This window comes from Pseudomonas zanjanensis (assembly GCF_014268745.2).
Lineage (GTDB): Bacteria > Pseudomonadota > Gammaproteobacteria > Pseudomonadales > Pseudomonadaceae > Aquipseudomonas > Aquipseudomonas zanjanensis.
Genome location: NZ_JABWRB020000001.1, coordinates 1 through 25536, shown reverse-complemented (window position 1 = coordinate 25536; position 25536 = coordinate 1). Strand labels below are relative to the sequence as shown.

The following is a 25536-nucleotide window of genomic DNA, read 5'->3' as shown; positions in this document are numbered from 1 at the left end:
CGGCACTTCCTTGATGAGGAGAGCGGGGACTTTAGCCAGATGCTGGGGGTTACATCCAGCACTTATGGCGACAGACCTATCGCCTTCGCGAGCAAGCCCGCTCCCACAGGGGATACCAGTGATCTGAAGATTGATGTTGTACCTGTGGGAGCGGGCTTGCTCGCGAAGGGGGCGACTCAGTCTAATTGCCTTGCACACATGGAGATTCCCCTGCGAATGCCCTTATCATGCCGCCCATGATTAAAGATCCCTTTGCCCGACTGGGCCTGGACCGCGAAGTCCTGACTGTCAGCCAGCTCAACGGCCGCGCGCGGGTGTTGCTCGAAGACGTGTTCAGCAACATCTGGGTCGAGGGCGAGATCTCCAACCTCGCCCGCCCCGCCTCAGGCCACGTGTATTTCACTCTCAAGGACAGCGGCGCCCAAGTGCGTTGCGCGCTGTTCCGACAGAACGCCGCACGGGTGCGCCAGGCTCTGAAAGACGGCTTGGCGGTGAAGGTGCGCGGCAAGGTTTCGCTGTTCGAGGGCCGTGGCGACTATCAACTGATCCTCGACACCGTGGAGCCGGCCGGCGATGGCGCCCTGCGCCTGGCTTTCGATGCACTGAAGGAAAAGCTCAGCGCCGAAGGCCTGTTCAGCGCCGAGCGCAAGGTGCCGCTGCCAGCCCATCCGCAACGCATCGGCATCATCAGCTCGCCCACCGGCGCGGTGATCCGCGACATCATCAGCGTGTTCCGCCGCCGCGCGCCGCAGATATCCCTGACCTTGATTCCTACCGCCGTGCAAGGCCGCGAAGCCACCGCGCAAATCGTCCGCGCCCTGAAACTGGCCGATGCCCGCGGTTTCGATGCGCTGATCCTGGCCCGGGGCGGCGGTTCGCTGGAAGACTTGTGGTGCTTCAACGAAGAAGCCGTGGCCCGGGCGGTGGACGCCTGCGTCACACCGATCGTCAGCGCTGTCGGCCATGAAACCGATGTGTCCATCAGTGACTTCGTCGCCGACGTCCGCGCCCCGACCCCTTCTGCCGCCGCCGAACTGCTGGCGCCGGATGCCGGCGACCTGGTACGCCGGGTCGAAAGCCTGCATCGCCGGCTGGTGATGCGCATGCGCGACCGGCTGATGCGCGATCAACTGCGCCTCGAAGGCCTTACCCGACGCCTGCGCCATCCCGGTGAACGCCTGCGCCAGCAGGCCCAACGCCTCGACGACCTGGACATGCGCATGCGCCGGGCCCTCGAACGCAGCCTCAATACTCGCCGCGAACGACTGATCCGCCTGGAAACCCGCCTGGCCGGGCAGCATCCGGGCCGCCAACTGGCAATGTTGCGCCAGCGCCTGGACAGCCTCGCCGAACGCCTGCCCCGGGCCATGCGCGAAGGGCTCAAGACGCGACGCGTGCAATTGCACAACCAGATGCAGACGCTGCACATCGTCAGCCCCCTGGCGACCCTCGGTCGCGGCTACAGCATTTTGCTCGACGAGCGCGGCCATGCGATCCGCAGCGCCGGGCAAACCCAGACTGGCCAGCGCCTGACCGCCAAGCTCGGCGAAGGCGAACTGCTGGTGCGGGTCGAAGACAATCACCTGACGCCGGTCACCCTTTCTTTACTGGATTGATTCATGCCGCGATATCTCGCCCCCTTGTTCTTGCTATGCCTGACCGTCAACGCCCACGCCGACAGTTACATCACCCGCTTGCTGAACAAGCCGGTGCCCGGCGGTGTGGCCGTGGTGGACCTGGGCAGCGCGGCCCAGGCACCCAAAGCCACTTATCAGGGCAAACCGGTGCTGGTGGTCAAGGAACAACAGAACTGGCTGGCGATTGTCGGCATTCCGCTGACGGTCCAGCCCGGCACCCAGCAGATCAGCAGCGCCGGCACTACCCAACCGTTCGTGGTCGGCTACAAGAAGTACCCCGAGCAGCACATCACCCTGAAGAACAAGCGCCAGGTCAATCCGAACCCGGCGGATCTCAAGCGCATCGACGCCGAGCTGGCGGTGCAACTGAAGGCCTATCGCAGCTTCAGCCCGAACATCCCCAGCAACCTGTTGCTGGACAAACCGGTCAACGGCCCGCTGTCGAGCAAGTTCGGCGTGCGCCGTTTCTTCAACGGCGAAGAGCGCAACCCCCACGCCGGCCTGGACTTCGCCGTGCCCGCCGGCACGCCGATCAAGACCCCGGCCGCCGGCAAGGTGATCCTCACCGGCAATTACTTCTTCAATGGCAACACCGTATTCGTCGACCATGGCCAAGGCTTCATCAGCATGTTCTGCCACATGTCGAAGATTGACGTGAAGGTCGGCCAGCAACTGGCCCGGGGCACCGTGGTGGGCAAGGTCGGCGCCACCGGCCGGGCGACGGGGCCGCATATGCACTGGAACATCAGCTTGAATGATGCGCGGGTGGATCCGGCGATTTTTATCGGGGCGTTCCAGCCCTGAGTGTTTGCGGTGAGGCTACTGGCCTCTTCGCGAGCAAGCCCGCTCCCACAGGTACAGCGTTGATTCTGAAATCATCCACATTCCCCTGTGGGAGCGGGCTTGCTCGCGAAAGCGTCAGCCGCATCGCAGTCCATCATCATGGATTGCCAAGCGAGAAACATCGACGCAATAAAATTACAATTACCTCAGCGTCACGCGATTAAATCTCGCAAACCCACCTAAAAACAGAACTTCTCCCAATTTTCCCCGACTGCTTGCAACCCCCCGTCCACGCGGTTAGGGTTGAAGGCATGAAAACCTCTCACACCCTCATCCAGCTTCGCCAGCACCGCAGCCTGTGCCTCGTCAGCGCACGACTGCCGGGCTGAATCGCGGCACCTCGTCCCGGCTGTAGAGCCACCCCCATTCGAACCACCGGCAGGCCGCCTTTTTCCGGCCACGACAATAAGGATTCCGCCCATGAGCATGCTCAAAGACCCGTCTTCGAAATACCGCGCCTTCCCGACCATCAACCTGCCGGATCGCACCTGGCCGTCGAAGACCATCACCGCCGCGCCGATCTGGTGCAGCTCCGACCTGCGTGATGGCAACCAGTCGCTGATCGAGCCGATGGACGCAGTCAAGAAGCTGCGCTTCTGGAAAACCCTGGTCGCGGTGGGCGTGAAGGAAATCGAAGCGTCGTTCCCGGCCGCCTCGCAGACCGACTTCGATTTCGTGCGCACCCTCATCGAGGAAGGCCACATCCCGGACGACACCACCATCCAGGTGCTGACCCAGGCCCGTGAAGACCTGATCGCCCGCACGTTCGAATCCCTGCGTGGCGCGAAAAAAGCCATCGTCCACCTGTACAACGCCACCTGCCCGTCGTTCCGCCGTATCGTGTTCAACCAGGACAAGGAAGGCGTGAAGGAAATCGCGGTGAACGCGGCCAAGCTGTTCGTCAAATACGCCGCCCAGCAGCCGGAAACCCAGTGGCAGTTCGAGTATTCGCCAGAGACCTTCAGCGCCACCGAGCTGGAATTCGCCAAGGAAGTCTGCGACGCCGTGATCGAAGTGTGGAACCCGACCCCGGCGCGCAAGGTGATCCTCAACCTGCCGGCCACCGTGGAAGTCGCCACCCCGAACATCTACGCCGACCAGATCGAGTGGTTCCACCGCAACATCACCCGTCGTGACAGCGTGCTCATCAGCCTGCACACCCACAACGACCGTGGCACCGGCGTGGCCGCTACCGAGCTGGGCCTGATGGCCGGCGCCGACCGTGTCGAAGGCTGCCTGTTCGGCAACGGCGAACGCACCGGCAACGTCGACCTGGTAACCGTGGCGCTGAACCTCTACACCCAGGGCATCAACCCTGAGCTGGACTTCTCCGACATCGACGGCGTGCGCAAAGTGGTCGAGGAATGCAACCAGATCCCGGTGCACCCGCGTCATCCGTACGTCGGCGACCTGGTTCACACCGCGTTCTCGGGCTCGCACCAGGATGCGATCCGCAAAGGTTTTGCCCAGCAGAAATCGGACACCCTGTGGGAAGTGCCGTACCTGCCAATCGACCCGGCCGACATCGGTCGCAGCTACGAGGCAGTGATTCGTGTGAACAGCCAGTCGGGCAAGGGCGGCATCGCCTACCTGCTGGAGCAGGAATACGGCATCAGCCTGCCCCGTCGCATGCAGATCGAGTTCAGCCAGGTGGTGCAGCGCGAAACCGATCGCCTGGGCCTGGAAATGACCGCCCAGCAGATCCACGCCCTGCTGCAGCGTGAATACCTGCAAGCCAACACCCCGTACGCGCTGGTCAGCCATCGCCTGCAGGAAGAAAACGGCAACAGCGCCGTGGAAGTGGAAGTGGCGAGCAAGGGCCAGGGCGAGACCAACCTGCACTGGCGCGGCCGAGGCAACGGCGCCCTGGAAGCACTGGTGGCTGGCCTGCCAATTCCGGTGGAGATCATGGACTACAACGAACACGCCATCGGCGCCGGCACCAACGCCAAGGCCGCGGCGTACATCGAACTGCGAGTCAACGGCGAGCGCGCGGTGCATGGTGTGGGTATCGATGAGAACATCACCACCGCGAGCTTCAAGGCGCTGTTCAGTGCGCTGAACCGTTCGCTGAGCCAGCCAGAGGCCAAGGCGGCTTGATCGGTCGCTGAAAATCAAAAAGGCCCCGGGGTGTGAACCCTGGGGCCTTTTTGTTTGGCTTGGTGTTGGGTTGGCTGTTCCGGCCCCTTCGCGAGCAAGCCCGCTCCCACAGGAGGTTTCTGCCAGGCACAGAGTCTGCGTCCGCCGCAGTTCCACTGTGGGAGCGGGCTTGCTCGCGAAGGAGCCCTCTCAGACGGCCGAGATATCAGGCATGGGTATCGATCGAAATAGTCATCGCCTGCAACAGCGCGGCCTGCAAGGTTTGCAAAGTCGCCTGGGTCGCCATGATCTGGGTCTGGATCGCCATGGTTTCCTGGGCTTTCTGCTCTTCATCGGCCCGGCTTTTTTGCACCCGGGCTAGCTGGGCTTGCTGTTCGGCGAGCAACTTCTGGGTCTGTTCGATCTGCTTCTTCAGTTGCTCGATGACATCGCCGGTGCCGCTGCTGCCACCCGCACCAGCGATATTTGCGCCGCTGGTGTCGACTGCGAGTTTCTTGTCCTTGTCTTCGCTGCTGTCAGTCGGGGCCACTGGACTGACTGCTTTCTCTTCTTCAGCCCCGCGGATGGAGACCTTTGGGGCCGACAATGGATAAGGGTTAACGGTGGTTGCGCTGATACTGGTCATAGGGACTCCTCCTTGGCTGACCCGTTATCGGCACCCGACAGCGTTCCTTGAGGCTGAATCGTTTCAATAAATGAATTCGAAGCGATCAGCATCCAAGTTCGCCGGAAACCGCGTGCGATACGCTGCCAGATCCGCCGCCTTCAAACACACCCTGAACACGCCATCAGCTTCGCCAGCGCTGAGCAAGCTCTCCCCCTGGAAATCCAGTACCTGGCTGTCCCCGGTGTAGGCGAAGCCCTTACCATCGGTACCCACACGATTGACCGCCGCCACGTAGCACAGGTTTTCGATCGCCCGGGCCGGCAGCAGCCGATTCCAGTGCTGACGCCGCGCCCCGGGCCAGTTGGCGGTGTACAACAGCAGGTCGGTGTCCTCGGCATCACGGCTCCACGCCGGGAAGCGCAGGTCGTAGCAGATCAACGGCCGGATCCGCCAACCCTTGAGTTCGAACAGCACCTGTTGGTCACCCGGTGTGTAGTGGTTATGCTCGCCGGCCATGCGGAACAGATGGCGCTTGTCGTAATGCAGCACTTCACCGTCCGGCCGCGCCCACAGCAAGCGATTGCGATGGCTGCCGTCGCCGGCCTGGATGATCACGCTACCGGTGATCACCGCGTCCAGTTTCGCCGCCTGGTCCTTGAGCCAACGGCTGGTGGGCCCGTGTTCAGGCTCCGCCAGGGTCTCGGACTCCATGGAGAAACCGGTGGTGAACATTTCCGGGAGGATGATCAGGTCAGCCCCGCGCGCCTGTTCGAGCAGCGCTTCGAAATGCTCCAGGTTGGCCTCGCGGTCATGCCAGGCCAAGGTGGTCTGGACCAGGGCAATGTCGAGGTCCGGCAACGCGCTCAAATCACGCATAGTTTTTCCGCCGCTTCGCGCAGCGTCTCCTCGCGTTTGGCAAAGCACAGGCGCACCAGGCGCTGGCCTTGCGGTGGGTCCTGGTAGAAGACCGAGATCGGAATGGTCGCCACGCCGTGTTCGCGGGTCATCCACAGCGCCATGTCGACGTCATTCAGGTCCGGGCGGATCTGTGAGTAATCCACCAGTTGAAAATACGTGCCGGTCACGCGCTTGAAACTGAACCGCGACGGGGCCAGCAAATCGCAGAACAGGTCACGCTTGGCCTGGTAGAAGTCCGGCAGTTCGTCGACGTGTTCCGGATGCTCGGCCATGAAGTCAGCCAGGGCGTACTGCAACGGCGTCACGCCGCAGAAGCTGACGTACTGGTGCACCTTGCGCAGCTCCGCGGTCAGCGCCGCTGGCGCCACCACGTAGCCGGTTTTCCAGCCGGTGACGTGGTAGGTCTTGCCGAACGAACTGACGACGAAGGCGCGGCGGTACAGCTCTTCATGGGCCAGGACACTGGCATGGGCGACGCCATCGAATACCAAGTGCTCATAAACCTCGTCGCTGACCAGATAGATGTCGCGGTCGCGAATCAGCGCCGCCAATTGATCCAGTTCGGCGCGGCTGATCAGGGCGCCGCTGGGGTTGTGCGGCGAGTTGAGGATGATCATGCGCGTGCGCGGGCTCAGGGCTTCGCCGAGCTTCTCGAAGTCGATGGCGAAGTCATCCAGGCCCAATGGCACATGCACGCAACGCCCACCGGCCAATTGCACGGAGGGCTCGTAACTGTCGTAGCTGGGGTCGAAGACGATCACTTCGTCACCGCTGTGGACCACCGCTGCGATGGCACAGAAAATCGCCTGGGTCGCGCCAGGGGTCACGGTGACTTCCAGGTCGGCATCGACACTGGCGCCGTAGCTGCGGGCGATCTTCGCTGCGATCTGCTGGCGCAGCGCCGGCAGGCCGGTCATGGGTGAATATTGGTTGTGGCCTTGGGCGATGTGCCGACCAACCGCGTCGCGCAAGGCCTGCGGACCATCGAAGTCGGGAAACCCCTGGGACAGGTTCAACGCGCCCGTCTGCGCGGCGAGCTGGGACATCTGGGTGAAAATCGTGATGCCGACGTTCGGCAACTTGCTGGTGATCATGGAGGGTCCCTGCTCTGCACCCGGCTCTGGCGCGGCGCGGGAGAGCTCGAGGATAGCCCAATCGCCGGGCATGAAAAAGGGTGCCGCCAAGGGGCACCCTTTTCTTGTCACCGAATCGCAGGAAAACTCTGTGGCGAGGGAGCTTGCTCCCGCTGGGCTGCGAAGCAGCCCCTGTGTTTCATCTGATGCACTGCGGTGGCAGGTACATCTTTGGGGCTGCTGCGCAGCCCAGCGGGAGCAAGCTCCCTCGCCACAAAAGCGGTCCTGATTCAGCGCTTGTCGCGGCGCTTCTTGTCGGCCTTCTTGTGGTGCGACATCAAGCGGCGCTTCTTGTTGACCTGGCGGTCGGTGAGCGTGTTCTTGTTGCCTTCGTACGGGTTCTCGCCGCCCTTGAACTCGATGCGGATCGGCGTGCCGACCAGCTTCAGGACACGACGGTAGGTGTTCTCCAAGTAGCGAACGTAGGACTTGGGGACCTTCTCGATCTGGTTACCGTGGATCACGATAATCGGCGGGTTGGCACCGCCCAAGTGGGCGTAGCGCAGCTTGATCCGACGGTTGTTGACCATCGGTGGCGCGTGCTCGCCGACCGCATCTTCGAGGATCTGGGTCAGGCGGTTGGTCGGCCAGCGGGTGACCGCCGACTTGAACGAGTTCTGCACCGAAGCGTAGAGGTTGCCCACGCCCGTGCCGTGCAAGGCCGAGATGAAGTGGATGTCGGCGAAGTCGACGAAGAACAGCCGACGCTGGAGTTCGACTTTCACAAAGTCGCGCTCGCTCGGCGTCATGCCGTCCCACTTGTTGATCGCGATGACCAATGCACGACCGGCTTCCAGGGCGAAGCCCAGCAGGTTCAAGTCGTGGTCGACCACACCCTCGCGGGCGTCCATCACGAAGATCACCACGTTGGCGTCTTTGATCGCCTGCAGCGTCTTGACCACGGAGAACTTTTCAACTTCTTCGTGGATCTTGCCGCGCTTGCGCACACCGGCGGTGTCGATCAGCGTGTACTTCTCTTCGTTACGTTCGAAGGGAATATAGATGCTGTCACGGGTGGTGCCGGGCTGGTCGTAGACGATGACCCGGTCTTCGCCGAGCATGCGGTTGACCAGCGTCGACTTGCCTACGTTCGGGCGACCAATGATGGCGATCTTGATCCCGTCTTTTTCGCTCGGGCCCGGAATGCGCTTGGCTTCCTCGCCTTCGGCAACGATCTCTTCTTCGCCGTCTTCCGGCTCTTCGGCGTCATCCTTGGGGAAACTCTCCAGGGCGATTTCCAGCATCTGGGTGATGCCGCGACCGTGGGCGCCGGCGATCGGGATCGCCTGGCCCATGCCCAACGGGGCGAACTCGGCGCGAGCCATGTCCGGGTCGATGTTGTCGACCTTGTTGGCGACCACGTAGGAACGCTTGTTACGCTTGCGCAAATGCTCGGCGATCATCTGGTCGGCGGCGGTAAAACCAGCCTTGGCGTCTACCAGGAACAGCACCACATCGGCTTCTTCGATGGCGAGCAGCGACTGCTCGGCCATTTTTTCGTCCATGCCGTGTTCATCACCGGAGATGCCGCCGGTGTCGACCAGAATATAGGTACGCCCTTGCCACTTGGCCTCACCGTATTGGCGATCACGGGTCAGACCGGACAAGTCGCCGACAATGGCGTCGCGTGTCCTGGTCAGGCGGTTGAACAAGGTGGACTTGCCGACGTTCGGTCGGCCCACCAGGGCGATTACGGGAACCATGCGGCTCTCCACTTCGTTATTTCAGAAAATACAAAAGCCGCTGCGAGGCAGCGGCTGGTGCTCGGGGCCAACCTGTAGGAGCGGGCTTGCTCGCGAATGCGGTGGCCCAATGAGATGGATGTCAACTGATCCACCGCTTTCGCGAGCAAGCCCGCTCCCACATGAATGAAGCCGCTTGGGAATTAACCCAAGCATAGTCTTACTTGATGGTCAGGGCTTCCAGTTTGCCGCTGTTGCCATACACATAGATCATGTTGCCCACCACCAGCGGACGGGCACGCAGGCCGTCGCTGTCGATGCGCTCACGGCCGACGAAACGACCGTCCACCTGGCTGAGCAGGTGCAGGTAACCTTCCAGGTCACCCACTGCGACGTAGCTGGAGAACACTTCCGGGGCCGACAGTTGACGACGGGCCAGGGAGTCGTTGCTCCACAATGCGGTGGTGGAACGCTCGTCAACGCCTTCGACGGTACCCGAGGACAGGCTCACGTAGACGCTGCCAAAGCCCTGGGCGACACCGGCGTAGCTGGACGCATCGCGCTGCCACAGCGGACGACCGCTTTCCAGGTCCAGTGCCGCGACGCGACCCTGGTAGCTGGCGACGTACAGCGTACCGCCGGACAGCAGCAAGCCGCCGTCGATGTCGACCACACGCTCCAGTTCCGAACGACCTTGCGGGATCGCTACGCGCTGTTCCCAGACCGGCACGCCGTTGGAAATATCCAGGGCAACCACTTTACCGGTCGACAAGCCAGCCACCGCCAGGCGGTTGGTAACGATCGGCGCACTGGTGCCACGCAGGGTCAGTACCGCCGGGGTGCTGTCGTACAACCAGCGCTGGTTGCCGGTGGCGGCATCCAGGCCGATCAGACGGTCATCCTGGGTCTGCACCACCACCACGTCACCGTTGGTGGCGGGCGGTGCGAGCACTTCGCTGGTCACGCGGGCGCGCCATTTCTCTTCACCGCTGCTCGCGTCCAGGGCGACGATCTCACCCTTGAGCGTGCCGATCATGACCAGGCCATAACCCACGCCAACGGCGCCGGAAACAGGCAGTTCAAGGTCCTTTTCCCATTTGACGTCGCCGTTGGTGCGGTCCATCGCCATTACCACGCCGGTGACGTCGCCTGCATAGATGGTGTCGCCGTCGATGGCCGGCACCAGCATGTTGTAGGTTTCACCCTGGCCATCGCCGATGGAACGGCTCCACTGCTTCTGCAGCACGACTTCTTCTTTGAAGTCGGTCAGTTCGGCCGGCGGCAGTTCTTTCTTGCTGTTGCTGCTGCAACCCGCGGCCAGAATGGCCAGGGCCAGCAATGCTGCATGTTTCCAACGAATCACGTCACGCATCCCCTTTGGCCAGGTCGTCCAGCTTGATTTGCAGGCCACCGACCGCGGCTTCATCCGACAGCGCAGCCTTGGCTTTTTGGTAGGCCGCATGGGCCTCATCGGCACGGCCCAGCTGTACCAGCAGGTCGCCCTTGAGTTCTTCGCGGGTCGCCAGGAACGCCTTGTCGGCGTCACCGTCGAGCAGCTTCAAGGCGTCTTCGGCCTTGTTCTGCGCCGCCAGCACCTGCGCCAGGCGCTGACGCGCCACTTCGCCCAGGGTCGGGTTGACCGGCTTGTCGACAATGGCTTTCAGCTCGGTGGCCGCGTCGTCCAGCTTGCCGCTGTCAACCGCCACCTTGGCCACGAACAGGCGACCGTATTGGGCGTAGGCAGTGCCGCCGAATTCCTTGTCCAGCTTGCCGGCCAGGTCCGCCACGCGGGCCGCGTCAGGCTTGCCGTCCGGGGTCAGGGTGGTTTCCAGCAATTGCTGGTAGAGCACCGAGGCGCCTTGCGACTGGTTGCTCTGGTATTTCTGGTAGGCCTGCCAGCCGAACACGATGACCAGCGCCAACAGGCCGCCAGTGACCAGCGGCTTGCCGTTGCGCGTCCACCAGTCCTTCAAATCCGCCAGCTGTTCATCTTCGGTACTCGACACCCCAATACTCCTTAATCGCTAAATCGGCTGTTTGACAGCTTCAACCCTGCACGACGCAGGTGGCCAGGTGTGCAGCAAGCGCATCCCAGGCAATGCTTTGTTGTTCGCCCTGGCCACGCAGGGGTTTGAAACCTACCACTTGTTGGGCCAGTTCGTCGTCACCGAGGATCAGTGCGTACAGCGCACCGCTCTTGTCGGCCTTCTTGAATTGGCTCTTGAAGCTGCCGGCGCCGGCGTTGATCTGCAGGCGCAGGTTGGGCAACTGGTCGCGGATCCGCTCGCTCAGGGCCAGGGCGGCCAGTTCGGCGGCCTCGCCAAAGGCGCACAGGTAGACGTCGACCTGACGGGACAGCTCTGCAGGCACTTTATCCAGCGCCTCAAGCATCAGCACCAGGCGCTCAATGCCCATGGCAAAGCCCACGCCCGGGGTCGGCTTGCCGCCCATCTGCTCCACCAGCCCGTCGTAGCGGCCACCGGCACAGACGGTGCCCTGGGCGCCGAGCTTGTCGGTGACCCACTCGAAGACGGTCTTGCTGTAGTAATCCAGGCCACGGACCAACTTGGGGTTGATCACGTAGGGAATGCCCACGGCGTCGAGGCGTGCCTTCAGCCCCTCGAAGTGCGCACGGGACTCGTCGTCGAGGTAGTCGGCCATTTTCGGCGCGTCCACCAGGATCGCTTGGGTCTCGGCGTTCTTGGTGTCGAGCACGCGCAGAGGATTGGTCTTCAGGCGGCGCTGGCTGTCTTCGTCCAGCTTGTCGAGGTGGGCGGACAGAAACTCCACCAACGCTTCACGGTAGCGGCCACGGGACTCGCTGGTACCCAGGCTGTTGAGCTCGAGCTTGACCGCGTCACGCAGCCCCAGCTCGCCCCACAGGCGCCAGGTCATGACGATCAGCTCGGCGTCGATGTCCGGGCCGTCGAGGTTGAACACTTCGAGGCCGATCTGGTGGAACTGGCGGTAACGGCCTTTCTGCGGGCGCTCGTGACGGAACATCGGGCCGATGTACCAGAGTTTCTGCACCTGGCCGCCGCCAGTGATGCCGTGTTCGAGCACCGCCCGCACGCAGGCCGCCGTGCCTTCGGGGCGCAGGGTCAGGGAATCGCCGTTGCGGTCGTCGAAGGTGTACATCTCTTTTTCGACGATGTCGGTCACTTCACCGATGGAGCGCTTGAACAGCTCGGTGAACTCGACGATCGGCATGCGGATCTGCCGGTAACCGTAGTTATCCAGCAGGCGCGCCACGGTGCCCTCGAAATAACGCCACAGGGGCGTCTGCTCGGGCAGGATGTCGTTCATGCCACGAATGGCTTGCAGAGACTTGCTCACGTGTATTCCTTAATCTTTCGACTTAACCGCGCGCGATGACCGCTGCGTCGGCTTCGACCTTTTCGGCCGCTTTCTGGCGAATCAGCCGTTCCAGCTCATCCACCAGATTGTCATTCGTCAGTTTCTGCGACGGCTTGCCGTCGATGTAAATCAGGTTCGGCGTACCGCCCGTCAGGCCGATATGGGCCTCCTTGGCTTCACCCGGCCCGTTGACCACGCAACCAATCACCGCGACATCCAGCGGCACCAGCAGGTCTTCGAGGCGCCCTTCCAGTTCGTTCATGGTCTTGACCACATCGAAGTTCTGCCGCGAGCAACTCGGGCAGGCGATGAAGTTGATGCCACGGGAACGCAGGTGCAGGGACTTGAGAATGTCGTAGCCGACTTTCACTTCCTCGACCGGGTCAGCCGCCAACGAGATGCGGATGGTATCGCCAATCCCTTCGGCGAGCAGCATACCGAGGCCGACGGCGGATTTCACCGTGCCCGAGCGCAACCCACCGGCTTCGGTGATGCCCAGGTGCAGCGGCTGGACGATTTCCTTGGCCAGCAGACGGTAGGCTTCGACGGCCATGAACACGTCGGACGCCTTCACGCTGACCTTGAAGTCCTGGAAGTTCAGGCGTTCGAGGTGCTCCACATGGCGCAGCGCCGATTCCACCAGCGCCGCCGGGGTCGGTTCGCCGTATTTCTTTTGCAGGTCTTTTTCCAGGGAACCGGCGTTCACGCCGATGCGGATCGGGATGCCCCGGTCGCGCGCGGCATCCACCACGGCACGCACACGGTCTTCGCGACCGATGTTGCCCGGGTTGATGCGCAGGCAATCGACGCCCAACTCGGCCACGCGCAAGGCGATGCGGTAGTCGAAGTGGATGTCGGCGACCAAAGGGACCTTGACCAGTTGCTTGATCTTGCCGAACGCCTCGGCGGCGTCCATGTCCGGCACCGATACCCGCACGATGTCGACACCGGCGGCTTCCAGGCGGTTGATCTGGGCGACCGTGGCGGCCACGTCGTTGGTGTCGCTGTTGGTCATGCTCTGCACAGCGATTGGCGCATCGCCGCCCACGGGCACGTTACCGACCCAGATTTTCCGGGATTCGCGACGCTTGATTGGAGATTCGCCGTGCATGACTTATTGACCCAACTTCAGGCGAGCGGTCTCGCCACTGGTGAACGGAGCGATGTCGACTGGCTGGCCGTTGTAGCTGACCTGCGCGCCACGGGCATAACCCAGGCGTACGGCAAACGGCGGCCTGCCGTTGACGGCCGTGCTGTCGCCCTTGCGCTTGAGGCCGCTGAACAGCACCTTGCCGTTGCCGTCGGTGATTTGCGTCCAGCAGTCGGCGGTGAACTGGATTTGTACCTGGCCATCACCGGGTGCAGGGGCCGAGGCCGCTGGGGTTGCAGGAGCAGCCGGTACGCTCGGCGCAGCAACGGTTGGTGCTGGCGTGGCGGGAACTGGCGCTGGAGCCGCCGGTGCGGCGGGAGCAGCCGGCACAGTGCCCGCGTGGGCCGGCGCGGTCGGCGCAGGAGCTGGCGCCGGAGCGGATGGCACGGTCGGTTCGGCGCCAGCGGTAGCATCGGCTTCGCCGCTATCCTGGCCTTGAGGCAACGCCAGGGCGGTTTCGCCTTCGGCCTGGCCTTCGACAACCGCCTGGTCTTCCGGCTCGTCCAATGGATGGATCTGGGTGGTGCCGTCAGCGCCCTCGACTTCGACGTGCTCGGGGTTCATGGCGACCGGCTCCTTGTTGCGCAAGGAAGCCTGGTCCTGCCACCAGACAAAACCGCCACCGATCACCGCAATCAGCAGCAACAGGCTGACGATTCGCAAAATGGTGTGGGAAACGCGAACCGGCTCCTCGATGCGCCCCAGGCTGTGCACGTTGCTGCCCTGGGCATCGGAACCGGTGTATTGATCGAATTGCTGGACCAGTACGGTCTGGTCCATGCCGAGCAGCTTGGCATAGGCGCGGATATAGCCGCGGGCGAAGGTATGCCCAGGCAGCTTGTCGAACGCGCCCGCTTCCAGGTTGCCCAGGGAAGCCACGGTGAGATTGAGCTTGAGGGCCACTTCGGCCAGCGACCAACCATTGCTTTCGCGGGCTTGACGCAGGGTCTCACCGGGATTTACGCGAGTCGCTGCTACAACTTCGGGATGCGCCGCTTTCATCATTGCTCCGACAGGTATTGCTGATATTCCGGCGTACCGGGATAGAGTCTTTTGAGTTGCAAGCCGTAGCTTGCAGCTTTGTCGCGATCTTCAAACACATGTGCCAGCCGAACGCCGAGCAATAGACTACGTGCATTTTGCTCACTCAGCAGGCTAAAACGCTCGTAGTAGTCACGCGCGGGCACATAATGCCTGTCTTCGTAGGACAACTCAGCCATTTCCAGCAGCGCCCGCGGTTGCTGGCGATTGAGCCGTAGCGCCTTTTCCAACTGCTGGCGGGCCAGGTCACGCTGGCCGAGCTGCGCGGCGGTCATGCCGAGGTTTTCGAACACCCGCGAGCGCTCAGGGTAAAGGGTATCGGCGGCAGCCTGCTCGAAGCGCTCGTAGGCTTCCTTGTAGCGTTTCTGCTCGAAAAGAAAGCTGCCGTAGTTGTTCAGGATCCGTGCGTCTTGCGGCCGGCCAGACAGCGCCTTGCGAAAATGCTGGTCGGCCAGTTCCGGCTCCATCTCGGCCTGGAACACCAGGGCCAGGGCCGCGTTGGCATCCGGGTCGGAATCGTCCAGCTCCAGGGCTTTCTTGAGCGGTACCTTGGCCCGTTCGGTCATGCCCTGTTGCAGGTAGCCGATGCCCAGTTGCACATAGGCCACACGTGCTTCGTCGCGCCCTTTGCTGGTCTTCATCGGGTTGTAGTCACCCGACAGGACACAACCGGAACAAAGGCCGGCCAACAGCAAAACGAGCGCGAAGCGCAGGGACATAGAGATCCTCTCTTAGTGACTGTTCGCAGCGTTTTGCACCGCATCGTCCGCGGCGTTCAACTCACGCACGGCAATGTAGCGTTCGCTGCGACGGGTGCGATCCAGCACCTGTCCTACCAATTGGCCACAAGCGGCGTCGATATCTTCGCCGCGGGTGGTGCGCACGGTGACGTTGAAGCCAGCGTGGTGAAGCTGATCCTGGAAGCGACGAATCGCGTTGTTGCTCGGACGCTCGTACCCGGAATGCGGGAACGGGTTGAACGGGATCAGGTTGATCTTGCACGGGATGTTCTTGAGCAGCTCGATCATCTCGACCGCGTGTTCGACCTTGTCGTTCACATCCTTGAGCAGCGTGTACTCGATGGTCAGCACGCGCTTTTCGCCCAGGGACGACATGTAGCGCTGGCACGACTCGAGCAGCATCTTAAGCGGATATTTCTTGTTGATCGGCACCAATTGGTTACGCAATGCGTCATTGGGTGCATGCAGCGACAACGCCAGGGAGACGTCGATGTGCTTGGCCAGCTCATCGATCATCGGCACCACGCCGGAGGTGGACAGGGTCACGCGGCGCTTGGAAATGCCGTAGCCCAGGTCGTCCATCATCAAGTGCATGGCGGAGACGACGTTGTCGAAGTTCAGCAGCGGCTCACCCATGCCCATCATCACCACGTTGGTGATGGCACGGTCGACGGTCGCCGGGACGCTGCCAAAGGATTTGTTGGCAATCCACACCTGGCCGATCACTTCGGCGGCGGTGAGGTTGCTATTGAAGCCTTGCTTGCCGGTGGAGCAGAAACTGCAATCCAGGGCACAGCCTGCCTGGGACGAAACGCACAAGGTGCCGCGCTTGCCCTGGGGAATGTAGACGGTCTCGACGCAGCTGCCGGACGCCACGCGCACCACCCACTTACGGGTGCCGTCGCTGGAGATGTCTTCGCTGACCACTTCGGGGCCGCGAATCTCGGCAACAGCCTTGAGCTTCTCGCGCAGGGCCTTGCCGACATTCGTCATGGCGTCGAAGTCGTCGACGCCAAAGTGGTGAATCCATTTCATCACCTGACCGGCACGGAAACGCTTCTCCCCGATCGAGTCGAAGAATTTCTCCATTTCCGGCTGGGTCAGCCCCAGCAGATTGGTTTTAACAGTCGATGTAGTCATGGATTCACCTTCACTCTTAAGCCAATGCTTAGCGAGCGGTTACTTCAGTAGCAGCGAAAAAGTAAGCGATTTCGCGAGCAGCGGCGGCTTCGGAGTCCGAACCGTGGACGGCGTTGGCGTCGATGGATTCAGCGAAGTCAGCACGGATGGTGCCGGCAGCAGCTTCTTTAGGGTTGGTAGCGCCCATCAGCTCACGGTTGCGAGCGATAGCGTTTTCGCCTTCCAGCACCTGAACCACAACCGGACCGGAAGTCATGAAGGCAACCAGCTCACCGAAGAAACCGCGCTCGCTGTGCTCAGCGTAGAAGCCTTCGGCTTCGGCCTTGGACAGTTGCTTCATTTTCGAAGCTACAACGCGCAGGCCAGCGTCTTCGAAGCGGGTAACGATCTTGCCGATCACGTTTTTAGCAACGGCGTCAGGCTTGATGATGGAGAAAGTACGTTGAACAGCCATGGTGTAACTCCAGAAACGATAATTTACGAAAAATTAAACCCGCGAATTATACGCGGGTTCTTAGGTATTGCCTAACTGCGTTCGGCGGTAGGAGCTGCCGCAGGCTGCGATCTTTTGATCTTCCGCTCAATATTCAATTGCCTCGGGCAAGATCGCAGCCTCGCTGCGCTCGTCAGCTCCTACACCTCTTCGATCCAGGCCGCTTGGATGGCTTCAAGCACCTTCTCGCCACCACGGGTCGGATCATCGTTGAACTCCGGCAATGCCAGCACCCATTTGTGCAGATCGACGAAATTCACGTAACGGGGGTCTACATCTGGTTTGGATTCAACCAGCTGGATTGCGATTTCCAGTACATCAACCCATTTCAGACTCATTGTAGCTTCCTGAATCAGTGCGGCGCTTCGGCCGCATGGTTAAGCGAATATTTCGGAATTTCGACGGTCAGGTCTTCGGTGCCGACGACAGCTTGGCAGCTCAGGCGCGATTGCGCTTCCAGGCCCCAGGCCCGATCGAGGAAATCTTCCTCCAACTCGTCAGCTTCTTCCAGCGAATCGAAGCCCTCACGAATGATGCAATGGCACGTCGTGCAAGCACAGACGCCGCCACAGGCACTCTCTATCTCGATATGGTGCTCATGGGCCAGTTCGAGAATGGAAGTCCCGGGCTCAGCCTCCACGACCATGCCCTCCGGACAGAATTTCTCGTGGGGCAGAAAAATCACCTGCGGCATCAGTTATTCCTCGATTTCATTCAGGTTGCGCCCCGCCAGGGCGGCTTTCACCGTCGAGTCCAGGCGGCGGGCAGCAAAGGCATCGGTGACCTGCGACAGGCGCTTGGTCTGCTGCTCGATGGCATAACCATCGGTGCCTTTCATCAATTCGGACAATTCTTGCATCTGCAGCTCGATGACCATGCGCTCTTCAGCGTCGAGTAACCGGTCGCCGTCGGTTTCAAGGGCACCTTGCACGGCTTCGATCAGGCGCTGGGCATCAACCTGTTGCTCGCGCAGTACACGGGCGACCTTGTCGTCGCTGGCGTGCTGGAAGGAATCCTTGAGCATCTTGGCGATTTCGCCGTCGGTCAGGCCATAGGACGGCTTGACCTGGATGCTCGCCTCCACGCCCGAACCCAGTTCGCGGGCAGAAACATTGAGCAAGCCGTCGGCGTCGACCTGGAAGGTCACGCGGATTTTCGCCGCACCGGCAACCATGGCCGGGATGCCGCGCAATTCGAAGCGGGCCAGGGAGCGGCAGTCGCTGATCAGTTCACGTTCGCCTTGCAGCACGTGAATCATCATGGCCGACTGGCCGTCTTTATAGGTGGTGAAGTCCTGGGCGCGGGCAACCGGGATGGTGGTGTTGCGCGGAATCACCTTCTCCATCAAGCCACCCATGGTTTCCAGCCCCAGGGACAACGGAATCACGTCGAGCAACAGCAATTCGCCGCCGTCACGCTTGTTGCCGGCCAGGGTATCGGCCTGGATCGCGGCGCCGATGGCCACCACCTGGTCCGGGTCGATTTCGGTCAGCGGCTGGCGGCCAAAGGCCTCGGCAACGGCTTCGCGAACCCGAGGCACGCGGGTCGAACCACCGACCATGACCACGGCCTTGACGTCTTCCAGCTCCACGCCGGAATCACGCACGGCACGGCGGCAGGCCTTGAGGCTACGGGCGACCATGGGCTCGATCAGGGCATCGAAGGCTTCGCGGGTCAGCGCGGTTTTCCACTCGCCATAAGCCACTTCAACCGTGGCGGTGTCGGTCAAGGCTTCCTTGGCGGCGCAGGCGGTTTGCAGCAGATGGCGTTGCGCACCGGGGTCGAGGTCGGCGGACAAGCCCGCCTGCTCGATGATCCAGCCAGCGATGGCATGGTCGAAGTCATCGCCGCCCAGGGCACTGTCGCCACCGGTGGCCAGGACTTCGAAGACACCGCCGGTCAGGCGCAGGATCGAGATATCGAACGTACCGCCGCCCAGGTCGTAGATGGCGACCAGGCCTTCGGCATGCTGATCGAGGCCGTAGGCAACGGCAGCAGCGGTCGGCTCGTTGAGCAGGCGCAGCACGTTCAGGCCGGCCAGCTTGGCCGCGTCCTTGGTGGCTTGGCGCTGGGCGTCGTCGAAATAGGCCGGGACGGTGATGACCGCACCCACCAGTTCACCACCCAACGCCGCTTCGGCGCGCTGGCGCAGGACCTTGAGGATGTCGGCGGAAACCTCGACCGGGCTTTTCGGGCCCTGCACGGTTTCGATGAACGGCATATGGGACTCGCCACCGACGAAGCGGTACGGCAGCTGGTCGCCCAATTGCTTGACGTCGGACAGGCCACGACCCATCAAGCGCTTGACCGAGACAATGGTGTTCAAGGGGTCGGTGGCGGCGGCCAGCTTGGCCGACTCGCCCACTTCGACGCGGTCGACGTGATAACGCACGGCGGACGGCAGGATCACCCGTCCCTGCTCGTCGGCCAGCGGTTCGGAAAGACCGCTGCGCAAGGCAGCGACCAGGGAATTGGTGGTACCCAAGTCGATCCCGACAGCCAGGCGACGCTGGTGCGGTTGTGGACTTTGGCCGGGTTCGGCGATCTGCAGTAGGGCCATCGTAATCAGGACTTATCTGTAATCAGGCGTGCGACCGGAGCGGCACTGGGTTAATCGTCGAGGCGCTCTTCTAACTGGCGCACTTCGTAGGTGAGCTTGTCGAGGAACTGCATGCGCCGCATCAGGCGTTCGGCCTGTTCGCGTTGCGCGGCATCGTTCCAGCAGGCTGCGAAGCTTTCGTTCAGTGTTTGCTGGGCGTCCTTCAAGCGGCGCTTGAATACCGCGACACCGGCCAGGTCGGCGCTGTCCTGCAGGTCCTCGAGCTCTTCGCGCCATTGCATCTGCTGCAACAGAAACTCGGGATCATGGACCGTGACCTCCAGCGGCAACTCATGGCCGCTGATGGCGAGCAGGTAACGCGCGCGCTTGGCCGGGTGCTTGAGCGTCTGGTAAGCCTCGTTGAGGTTCGCCGACTGCTCGAGCGCCCGCCGCTGCTCCGCCTCGGAAGCATCGGCAAAGCGGTCGGGATGGACGCCACGGGCCAGTTCAAGGTAACGCGCGGACAACTGCTCAAGATCCAGCTGGAACGCCGGCTGCATCTGGAACAACGCAAAATGACAAGGAGTACCCACAAGCCGCCTCAGATGTTGAAGCTTTCGCCGCAGCCACATTCACCGCGCACGTTGGGGTTGTTGAACTTGAAGCCTTCGTTCAACCCTTCCTTGACGAAATCCAGCTCGGTGCCATCCAGGTACGTCAGGCTTTTCGGGTCGATAATCACTTTCTGACCATGACTCTCGAACACCTGATCGTCTTCGCCCACTTCGTCGACGAATTCCAGTACATAGGCGAGGCCAGAACAGCCCGTGGTGCGAACACCCAGGCGGATACCCTCGCCCTTGCCGCGCCCCGCAAGGGAGCGCTGGATATGGTTAGCTGCCGCTTCTGTCATCTGGATAGCCATGGAAAACTCCTTACCGTAACGCGGATCAGATCAAGCCTTTCTTCTGCTTGTAATCGCGAACGGCGGCCTTGATGGCGTCTTCGGCGAGTACCGAGCAGTGGATCTTCACTGGCGGCAGGGCCAGTTCTTCGGCCAGCTGGGTGTTCTTGATGGTTTCGGCTTCATCAAGGGTCTTGCCCTTCATCCACTCGGTGGCCAGGGAGCTGGACGCGATGGCGGAACCGCAGCCATAGGTCTTGAACTTGGCATCTTCGATGATGCCTTGCTCGTTGACCTTGATCTGCAGGCGCATCACGTCGCCGCACGCCGGAGCGCCGACCATGCCGGTGCCGACATCAGGATCCTGCGCGTCCATCTTGCCGACGTTGCGCGGGTTCTCGTAGTGGTCGATGACCTTTTCGCTATATGCCATTTGCTTCAATCCTCATCAGTGGAGCCGCTCTGGTGGCGACTTCTCAGTGCGCCGCCCATTCGATTTTCGAGATGTCGACGCCGTCTTTGTACATGTCCCACAGCGGCGACAGAGCGCGCAGCTTGGTAACGGCCTCGCAGACTTTCTGCGCGGCGTAATCGATTTCTTCTTCGGTGGTGAAACGGCCGAAGGTGAAGCGGATCGAGCTGTGGGCCAGTTCGTCGTTGCGGCCCAGGGCGCGCAGTACGTACGAAGGCTCCAGCGACGCCGAGGTGCACGCCGAACCGGACGACACGGCCAGATCCTTGAGCGCCATGATCAGCGACTCGCCTTCAACGTAGTTGAAGCTCAGGTTCAGGTTGTGCGGTACGCGGGCGGTCAGGCTGCCGTTGACGTAGAGTTCTTCGAGGTGCTCGACCTGCTTGAAGAAACGGTCGCTCAGGGCCTTGATGCGTACGTTCTCGGCGGCCATGTCTTCCTTGGCCACACGGAAGGCTTCGCCCATGCCGACGATCTGGTGGGTCGCCAGGGTGCCGGAACGCATGCCACGCTCGTGACCGCCGCCGTGCATGGTCGCTTCCAGGCGAACACGCGGCTTGCGGCTGACGTACAGGGCGCCGATGCCTTTAGGGCCATAAGTCTTGTGGGCGGAGAATGACATCAGGTCGACTTTCAGCTTGGACAGGTCGATGTCGACCTTGCCGGTGGACTGCGCGCCGTCGACGTGGAACAGGACGCCCTTGGAACGGGTCAGTTCGCCGATGGCGGCGATGTCGTTGACGGTGCCGATTTCGTTGTTCACGTGCATGATCGAAACCAGGATGGTGTCGTCGCGCAGGGCGGCTTCGATCATGGCCGGGGTGATGATGCCGTCTTCACCGGGCTCGATGTAGGTGACTTCGAAGCCTTCACGCTCCAGTTGGCGCATGGTGTCCAGGACAGCCTTGTGCTCGATCTTGGAGGTGATCAGGTGCTTGCCCTTGGTGTGGTAGAAATGCGCGACACCCTTGATTGCCAGGTTGTCGGATTCGGTGGCACCGGAGGTCCAGACGATTTCACGCGGGTCGGCGTTGACCAGGTCGGCGACCTGGCGACGGGCGTTTTCGACCGACTCTTCAGCCTTCCAGCCGAACACGTGGGAACGGGACGCCGGGTTGCCGAAGTTTCCGTCGACCAGCAGGCATTCACTCATTTTTTGCGCAACACGCGGATCAACCGGGGTGGTCGCTGAGTAATCAAGGTAAATCGGCAATTTCATGGACTCTCTCCTAAATCAGGCTGGCTGGCGTTCCGCGTGCTCTGCGGCAGTCATTCGACGGCGGACGCTTCAATCTTGTCCAGGTGCAGCGTCTTGCTATTGCAACGACGCTGGTCCTGACGCTGGGCTACTTCTTGCACCTCACGGCGAGTTACAAGGTCAGCCAAGCTGATACCGCTTAGAAATTCGTGGATCTGCAGGCTGAGGTCGCACCACAAGTGGTGGGTCAGGCAAGTATCGCCGCCATGGCAGTCGCCAAGGCCCTGGCATTTGGTCGCATCGACCGATTCGTTCACTGCATCGATCACCTGGGCGACCTGGATGCCCTGCATGTCGCGCGACAGCTGGTAGCCGCCGCCGGGGCCGCGAACGCTGGAAACCAGGTTGCTACGGCGCAGCTTGGCGAACAGCTGTTCAAGGTAGGACAGGGAAATGCCCTGGCGCTCGGAGATATCGGCCAGGGACACCGGCCCGTGCTGCGCATGCAATGCCAGATCAAGCATCGCGGTCACGGCGTATCGGCCTTTTGTAGTCAGTCGCATGGACAATTACCACGGAGTTCGGAATGGGGGCGAGTATGCAATTCCCGAGTATTTAAGTCAAGTATAAGACCTAGTGCTTTACTCAGGTTTACCCGCAAAAGAGCGCGCGAATGATAGCAAAGGTAGGCGGCTAACGACCAGCTATACCGCGTTATCGTTCTTCACGAGCAGGCTCGCTCCCACAGGGGCTTTGGTGGATGCACAATTCGTGTACACCACAGATCCCTGTGGGAGCGAGCCTGCTCGCGATAGGGCCAGCCCAGATATCAGCTAGCCTGAGTCTCATCCTTGTCCTTCACACACGCGAAATCCTCTTCGCGCAGTTCAGGCAGGTCCTTGGCACAGTAATTACTGCCCAGGTCCTTCAGGGCGCCGCACATCCCCTCCAGGCGCCCATCGACGGCTTGCAGGTGATCGAGCAACTGGTTGATGGCGCGGGCGACCGGGTCGGGCATGTCTTCGCCGACACCGTAGGCGTCGAAGCCGATCTTCTCGGCCATGGCCTTGCGGCGGGCGTCCTGCTCGTCGTCGGACTTGACGATGATCCGCCCCGGAATGCCCACCACGGTCGCGCCCGGCGGCACGGCCTTGGTCACCACGGCGTTGGAACCGACTTTCGCCCCCGCCCCGACCGTGAACGGCCCGAGCACCTTGGCGCCGGCACCGACCACCACACCGTCTTCCAGGGTTGGGTGGCGCTTGCCTTTGTTCCAACTGGTGCCGCCGAGGGTCACGCCCTGGTAGAGCGTCACGTCGTCGCCGATCTCGGCGGTTTCACCGATGACGATGCCCATGCCATGGTCGATGAAGAAGCGGCGGCCGACCTTGGCGCCCGGGTGGATCTCGATCCCGGTCAGCCAGCGGCCGAAGTTCGAGACCAGCCGCGCCAACCACTTCCAGCCCATGCCCCACAAAGCGCCGGACAGGCGATGGATCCAGATGGCGTGCATGCCCGGGTAGCAGGTCAGCACTTCAAAGGCATTGCGCGCCGCCGGGTCACGATGGAAAACACTTTGGATATCTTCACGCAAACGTTCGAACATTTTATTTCTTCCGCTTAATCAGCTCGCCACGGGCCGCTTTCTGGGTTTCCGTGAGGATGCCGCGCAATATATTCATCTCCGCCCGGCTCACCGAGCTTCGTCCGTACAACCGACGCAGGCGCGCCATCAAGTGCCGCGGCTTTTCCGGGTCGAGGAATTCGATGTCCACCAGGGTCTGCTCCAGGTGCTCAAAGAATCGTTCCAACTCGTCCATGGTCGCCAGTGTCTCACTGCGCGGCGACGTCACCTCGGTTTTTTCGACTTTGCTGGGCTTGCCTTCGGCCGCCAGCCAAGCCATGCGCACTTCATAGCTCAACACCTGCACCGCCGCCCCCAGGTTCAAGGAACTGAACTCGGGGTCGGAAGGGATATGCACGTGAAAGTGACATCGCTGCAGCTCGTCGTTGGTCAGGCCGGAGTCTTCACGGCCGAACACCAGGGCGATCTCGAAGCCTTGCGCGGCCTCCTCGACCACTTTGGTGCCGCATTCGCGGGGGTCGAGCAGCGGCCAGGGGATGCGGCGGTCGCGGGCGCTGGTGCCGAGCACCAGGTTGCAACCCACCAGGGCATCTTCCAGGGTGGCGACGACCTGGGCGTTGGCGAGGATGTCACCGGCGCCGGAGGCCCGGGCATCGGCTTCGTGATGGGGAAACAAGCGCGGCTCGACCAGCACCAGGCGCGACAGGCCCATGTTCTTCATGGCCCGCGCAGCTCCGCCGATGTTACCCGGATGGCTGGTATTGACCAGGACAACACGAATGTTCTGCAACAAGGGAGGCGCTCTCGAACACGATAAAGGGAGCAAATCTTACATAAGCATCTACCGTTAAGCTATGAAAGCGAACACCAACCTTCTCCTGAGAAAACTTTCTGATAGAATGCGCGGCTTTCTTTAACAACCTTAGGTGACACATCCATGCAGCCCATGCTGAATATCGCGCTGCGCGCCGCCCGCAGCGCCAGTGAACTGATCTTCCGCTCCATCGAGCGCCTGGATACCATCAAGGTCGATGAAAAAGACGCCAAGGACTATGTGTCCGAGGTCGATCGCGCCGCCGAGCAGAAAATCGTCGACGCCCTGCGCAAGGCTTACCCAAACCACTCCATCCTCGGTGAAGAGACCGGCATGCACGCCGGTACTGGCATCGAAGGCGAAGAGTACCTGTGGATCATCGATCCGCTGGACGGCACCACCAACTTCCTGCGCGGCATTCCTCACTTTGCGGTCAGCATCGCCTGCAAATACCGTGGCCGCCTGGAACACGCCGTCGTGCTGGACCCGGTTCGCCAGGAAGAATTCACCGCCAGCCGTGGCCGTGGCGCCCAACTGAACGGTCGTCGCCTGCGCGTCAGCGGCCGCACCAGCCTGGACGGCGCCCTGCTGGGTACCGGCTTCCCGTTCCGTGATGACCAGATGGACAACCTGGACAACTACCTGGGCATGTTCCGCGCCCTGGTCGGCCAGACCGCCGGCATCCGCCGCGCCGGCGCTGCGAGCCTGGACCTGGCTTATGTGGCTGCTGGCCGTTTCGATGCGTTCTGGGAGTCGGGCCTGTCCGAATGGGACATGGCTGCGGGCGCCCTGTTGATCCAGGAAGCCGGTGGCTTGGTGAGCGACTTCACCGGCGGCCATGATTTCCTTGAGAAAGGCCACATCGTTGCCGGCAACACCAAATGCTTCAAGGCTGTACTGACGGCCATCCAGCCGCACTTGCCGGCTTCGTTGAAGCGCTAAGTCGCTCGGCTAGAAAAAGGCACCTTTCGGGGTGCTTTTTTTATGCCTGCTTCACACCACCCAGCCCAGAGGCGGACATTGTAGCGAGGGAGCTTGCTCCCGCTCGGTTGCGCAGCGACCGCAAGACCTTGGGTCTGCTGCGCAGCCCAGCGGGAGCAAGCTCCCTCGCCACAATGGATTACACCTTGGACATGGATGCAGGCTGACCCACCGCCATCGCGAGCAAGCTTTGCTCCCACAG

Annotated in this window: 26 protein-coding genes; 4 read left to right on the top strand and 22 right to left on the bottom strand. The window is 61.9% G+C overall.

The features are described from left to right. Positions 1-236 precede the first annotated feature (236 nt). From xseA to leuA, 3 genes are all read left to right on the top strand, one after another. Positions 237-1616 (top strand): exodeoxyribonuclease VII large subunit, encoded by a 1380-nt coding sequence (gene xseA, locus HU715_RS00130; RefSeq protein ID WP_186705410.1) that lies wholly within the window; start codon positions 237-239, stop codon positions 1614-1616. Between the two features lie 3 nt (positions 1617-1619). Next, complete coding sequence (locus HU715_RS00125; protein ID WP_186705409.1) at positions 1620-2441, top strand: peptidoglycan DD-metalloendopeptidase family protein; 822 nt, start codon at positions 1620-1622, stop codon at positions 2439-2441. 459 nt (positions 2442-2900) lie between these two features. Beyond that, a complete protein-coding gene (leuA, locus tag HU715_RS00120; protein ID WP_186705408.1) occupies positions 2901-4580 on the top strand; it encodes a 2-isopropylmalate synthase in 1680 nt (559 codons plus the stop codon). A 205-nt stretch (positions 4581-4785) separates the two neighbouring features. On the opposite strand, the gene HU715_RS00115 is transcribed toward leuA, so the two are convergent. The 22 genes from HU715_RS00115 to trmJ form a co-directional block, all read right to left on the bottom strand. Next, the gene (locus HU715_RS00115; protein WP_186705407.1) at positions 4786-5205 is read right to left on the bottom strand and encodes a hypothetical protein; all 420 of its coding nucleotides are present in this window, start codon (positions 5203-5205) and stop codon (positions 4786-4788) included. 63 nt (positions 5206-5268) lie between these two features. Further along, positions 5269-6063: an amidohydrolase gene (locus HU715_RS00110; RefSeq protein ID WP_186705406.1), complete on the bottom strand. Its 795-nt coding sequence runs from the start codon at positions 6061-6063 to the stop codon at positions 5269-5271. Further along, complete coding sequence (locus HU715_RS00105) at positions 6051-7199, bottom strand: pyridoxal phosphate-dependent aminotransferase (RefSeq protein ID WP_186705405.1); 1149 nt, start codon at positions 7197-7199, stop codon at positions 6051-6053. Before HU715_RS00105 ends, HU715_RS00110 begins: the two co-directional genes overlap by 13 nt. A gap of 269 nt (positions 7200-7468) precedes the next feature. Beyond that, the gene (gene der / locus HU715_RS00100; protein WP_003185121.1) at positions 7469-8941 is read right to left on the bottom strand and encodes a ribosome biogenesis GTPase Der; all 1473 of its coding nucleotides are present in this window, start codon (positions 8939-8941) and stop codon (positions 7469-7471) included. 199 nt (positions 8942-9140) lie between these two features. After that, on the bottom strand, positions 9141-10292 hold the full coding sequence (bamB, locus tag HU715_RS00095; RefSeq protein WP_053118636.1) for an outer membrane protein assembly factor BamB: 1152 nt from the start codon (positions 10290-10292) through the stop codon (positions 9141-9143). Further along, positions 10285-10926: a YfgM family protein gene (locus tag HU715_RS00090; protein ID WP_186705404.1), complete on the bottom strand. Its 642-nt coding sequence runs from the start codon at positions 10924-10926 to the stop codon at positions 10285-10287. Before HU715_RS00090 ends, bamB begins: the two co-directional genes overlap by 8 nt. Positions 10927-10966: 40 nt before the next feature. Next, positions 10967-12256: a histidine--tRNA ligase gene (hisS, locus tag HU715_RS00085; protein ID WP_186705403.1), complete on the bottom strand. Its 1290-nt coding sequence runs from the start codon at positions 12254-12256 to the stop codon at positions 10967-10969. A gap of 22 nt (positions 12257-12278) precedes the next feature. Beyond that, the gene (ispG, locus tag HU715_RS00080; RefSeq protein ID WP_003185136.1) at positions 12279-13388 is read right to left on the bottom strand and encodes a flavodoxin-dependent (E)-4-hydroxy-3-methylbut-2-enyl-diphosphate synthase; all 1110 of its coding nucleotides are present in this window, start codon (positions 13386-13388) and stop codon (positions 12279-12281) included. Positions 13389-13391: 3 nt separating this feature from the next. Next, complete coding sequence (locus HU715_RS00075) at positions 13392-14429, bottom strand: RodZ domain-containing protein (RefSeq protein ID WP_186705402.1); 1038 nt, start codon at positions 14427-14429, stop codon at positions 13392-13394. After that, positions 14429-15187: a type IV pilus biogenesis/stability protein PilW gene (pilW, locus tag HU715_RS00070; RefSeq protein ID WP_053118628.1), complete on the bottom strand. Its 759-nt coding sequence runs from the start codon at positions 15185-15187 to the stop codon at positions 14429-14431. Before pilW ends, HU715_RS00075 begins: the two co-directional genes overlap by 1 nt. 12 nt (positions 15188-15199) lie before the next feature. Further along, a complete protein-coding gene (gene rlmN / locus HU715_RS00065; protein WP_186705401.1) occupies positions 15200-16348 on the bottom strand; it encodes a dual-specificity RNA methyltransferase RlmN in 1149 nt (382 codons plus the stop codon). Between the two features lie 28 nt (positions 16349-16376). Next, positions 16377-16802, bottom strand: coding sequence for a nucleoside-diphosphate kinase (gene ndk, locus HU715_RS00060; RefSeq protein WP_003185145.1), 426 nt, complete (start codon positions 16800-16802; stop codon positions 16377-16379). A 179-nt stretch (positions 16803-16981) separates the two neighbouring features. Next, on the bottom strand, positions 16982-17179 hold the full coding sequence (gene iscX, locus HU715_RS00055; RefSeq protein WP_186705400.1) for a Fe-S cluster assembly protein IscX: 198 nt from the start codon (positions 17177-17179) through the stop codon (positions 16982-16984). Between the two features lie 14 nt (positions 17180-17193). Further along, positions 17194-17535, bottom strand: a complete 342-nt coding sequence (gene fdx / locus HU715_RS00050) for an ISC system 2Fe-2S type ferredoxin (RefSeq protein ID WP_186705399.1) — start codon at positions 17533-17535, stop codon at positions 17194-17196. A gap of 3 nt (positions 17536-17538) precedes the next feature. Then, positions 17539-19401 carry a Fe-S protein assembly chaperone HscA gene (gene hscA, locus HU715_RS00045; protein WP_186705398.1) on the bottom strand — a complete coding sequence of 621 codons (1863 nt, stop codon included), beginning with the start codon at positions 19399-19401 and terminating at the stop codon, positions 17539-17541. Positions 19402-19451: 50 nt separating this feature from the next. Next, on the bottom strand, positions 19452-19973 hold the full coding sequence (hscB, locus tag HU715_RS00040; protein WP_060739093.1) for a co-chaperone HscB: 522 nt from the start codon (positions 19971-19973) through the stop codon (positions 19452-19454). 8 nt (positions 19974-19981) lie between these two features. Next, positions 19982-20305, bottom strand: a complete 324-nt coding sequence (gene iscA, locus HU715_RS00035; RefSeq protein ID WP_003185155.1) for an iron-sulfur cluster assembly protein IscA — start codon at positions 20303-20305, stop codon at positions 19982-19984. A 25-nt stretch (positions 20306-20330) separates the two neighbouring features. After that, positions 20331-20717 (bottom strand): Fe-S cluster assembly scaffold IscU, encoded by a 387-nt coding sequence (iscU, locus tag HU715_RS00030; RefSeq protein ID WP_003185157.1) that lies wholly within the window; start codon positions 20715-20717, stop codon positions 20331-20333. 43 nt (positions 20718-20760) lie between these two features. Continuing rightward, a complete protein-coding gene (locus tag HU715_RS00025) occupies positions 20761-21975 on the bottom strand; it encodes an IscS subfamily cysteine desulfurase (RefSeq protein ID WP_186705397.1) in 1215 nt (404 codons plus the stop codon). A gap of 50 nt (positions 21976-22025) precedes the next feature. Further along, positions 22026-22517 carry a Fe-S cluster assembly transcriptional regulator IscR gene (gene iscR, locus HU715_RS00020; RefSeq protein WP_018611583.1) on the bottom strand — a complete coding sequence of 164 codons (492 nt, stop codon included), beginning with the start codon at positions 22515-22517 and terminating at the stop codon, positions 22026-22028. A 266-nt stretch (positions 22518-22783) separates the two neighbouring features. Next, positions 22784-23560: a serine O-acetyltransferase gene (gene cysE, locus HU715_RS00015; protein ID WP_186705396.1), complete on the bottom strand. Its 777-nt coding sequence runs from the start codon at positions 23558-23560 to the stop codon at positions 22784-22786. Between the two features lies 1 nt (position 23561). Continuing rightward, the gene (gene trmJ, locus HU715_RS00010) at positions 23562-24332 is read right to left on the bottom strand and encodes a tRNA (cytosine(32)/uridine(32)-2'-O)-methyltransferase TrmJ (RefSeq protein WP_003185164.1); all 771 of its coding nucleotides are present in this window, start codon (positions 24330-24332) and stop codon (positions 23562-23564) included. A 144-nt stretch (positions 24333-24476) separates the two neighbouring features. On the opposite strand from trmJ, the gene suhB reads away from it, so the two are divergent. Next, the gene (suhB, locus tag HU715_RS00005; RefSeq protein ID WP_003185165.1) at positions 24477-25295 is read left to right on the top strand and encodes a type III secretion system regulator SuhB; all 819 of its coding nucleotides are present in this window, start codon (positions 24477-24479) and stop codon (positions 25293-25295) included. The last annotated feature ends 241 nt before the right edge of the window (positions 25296-25536 follow it).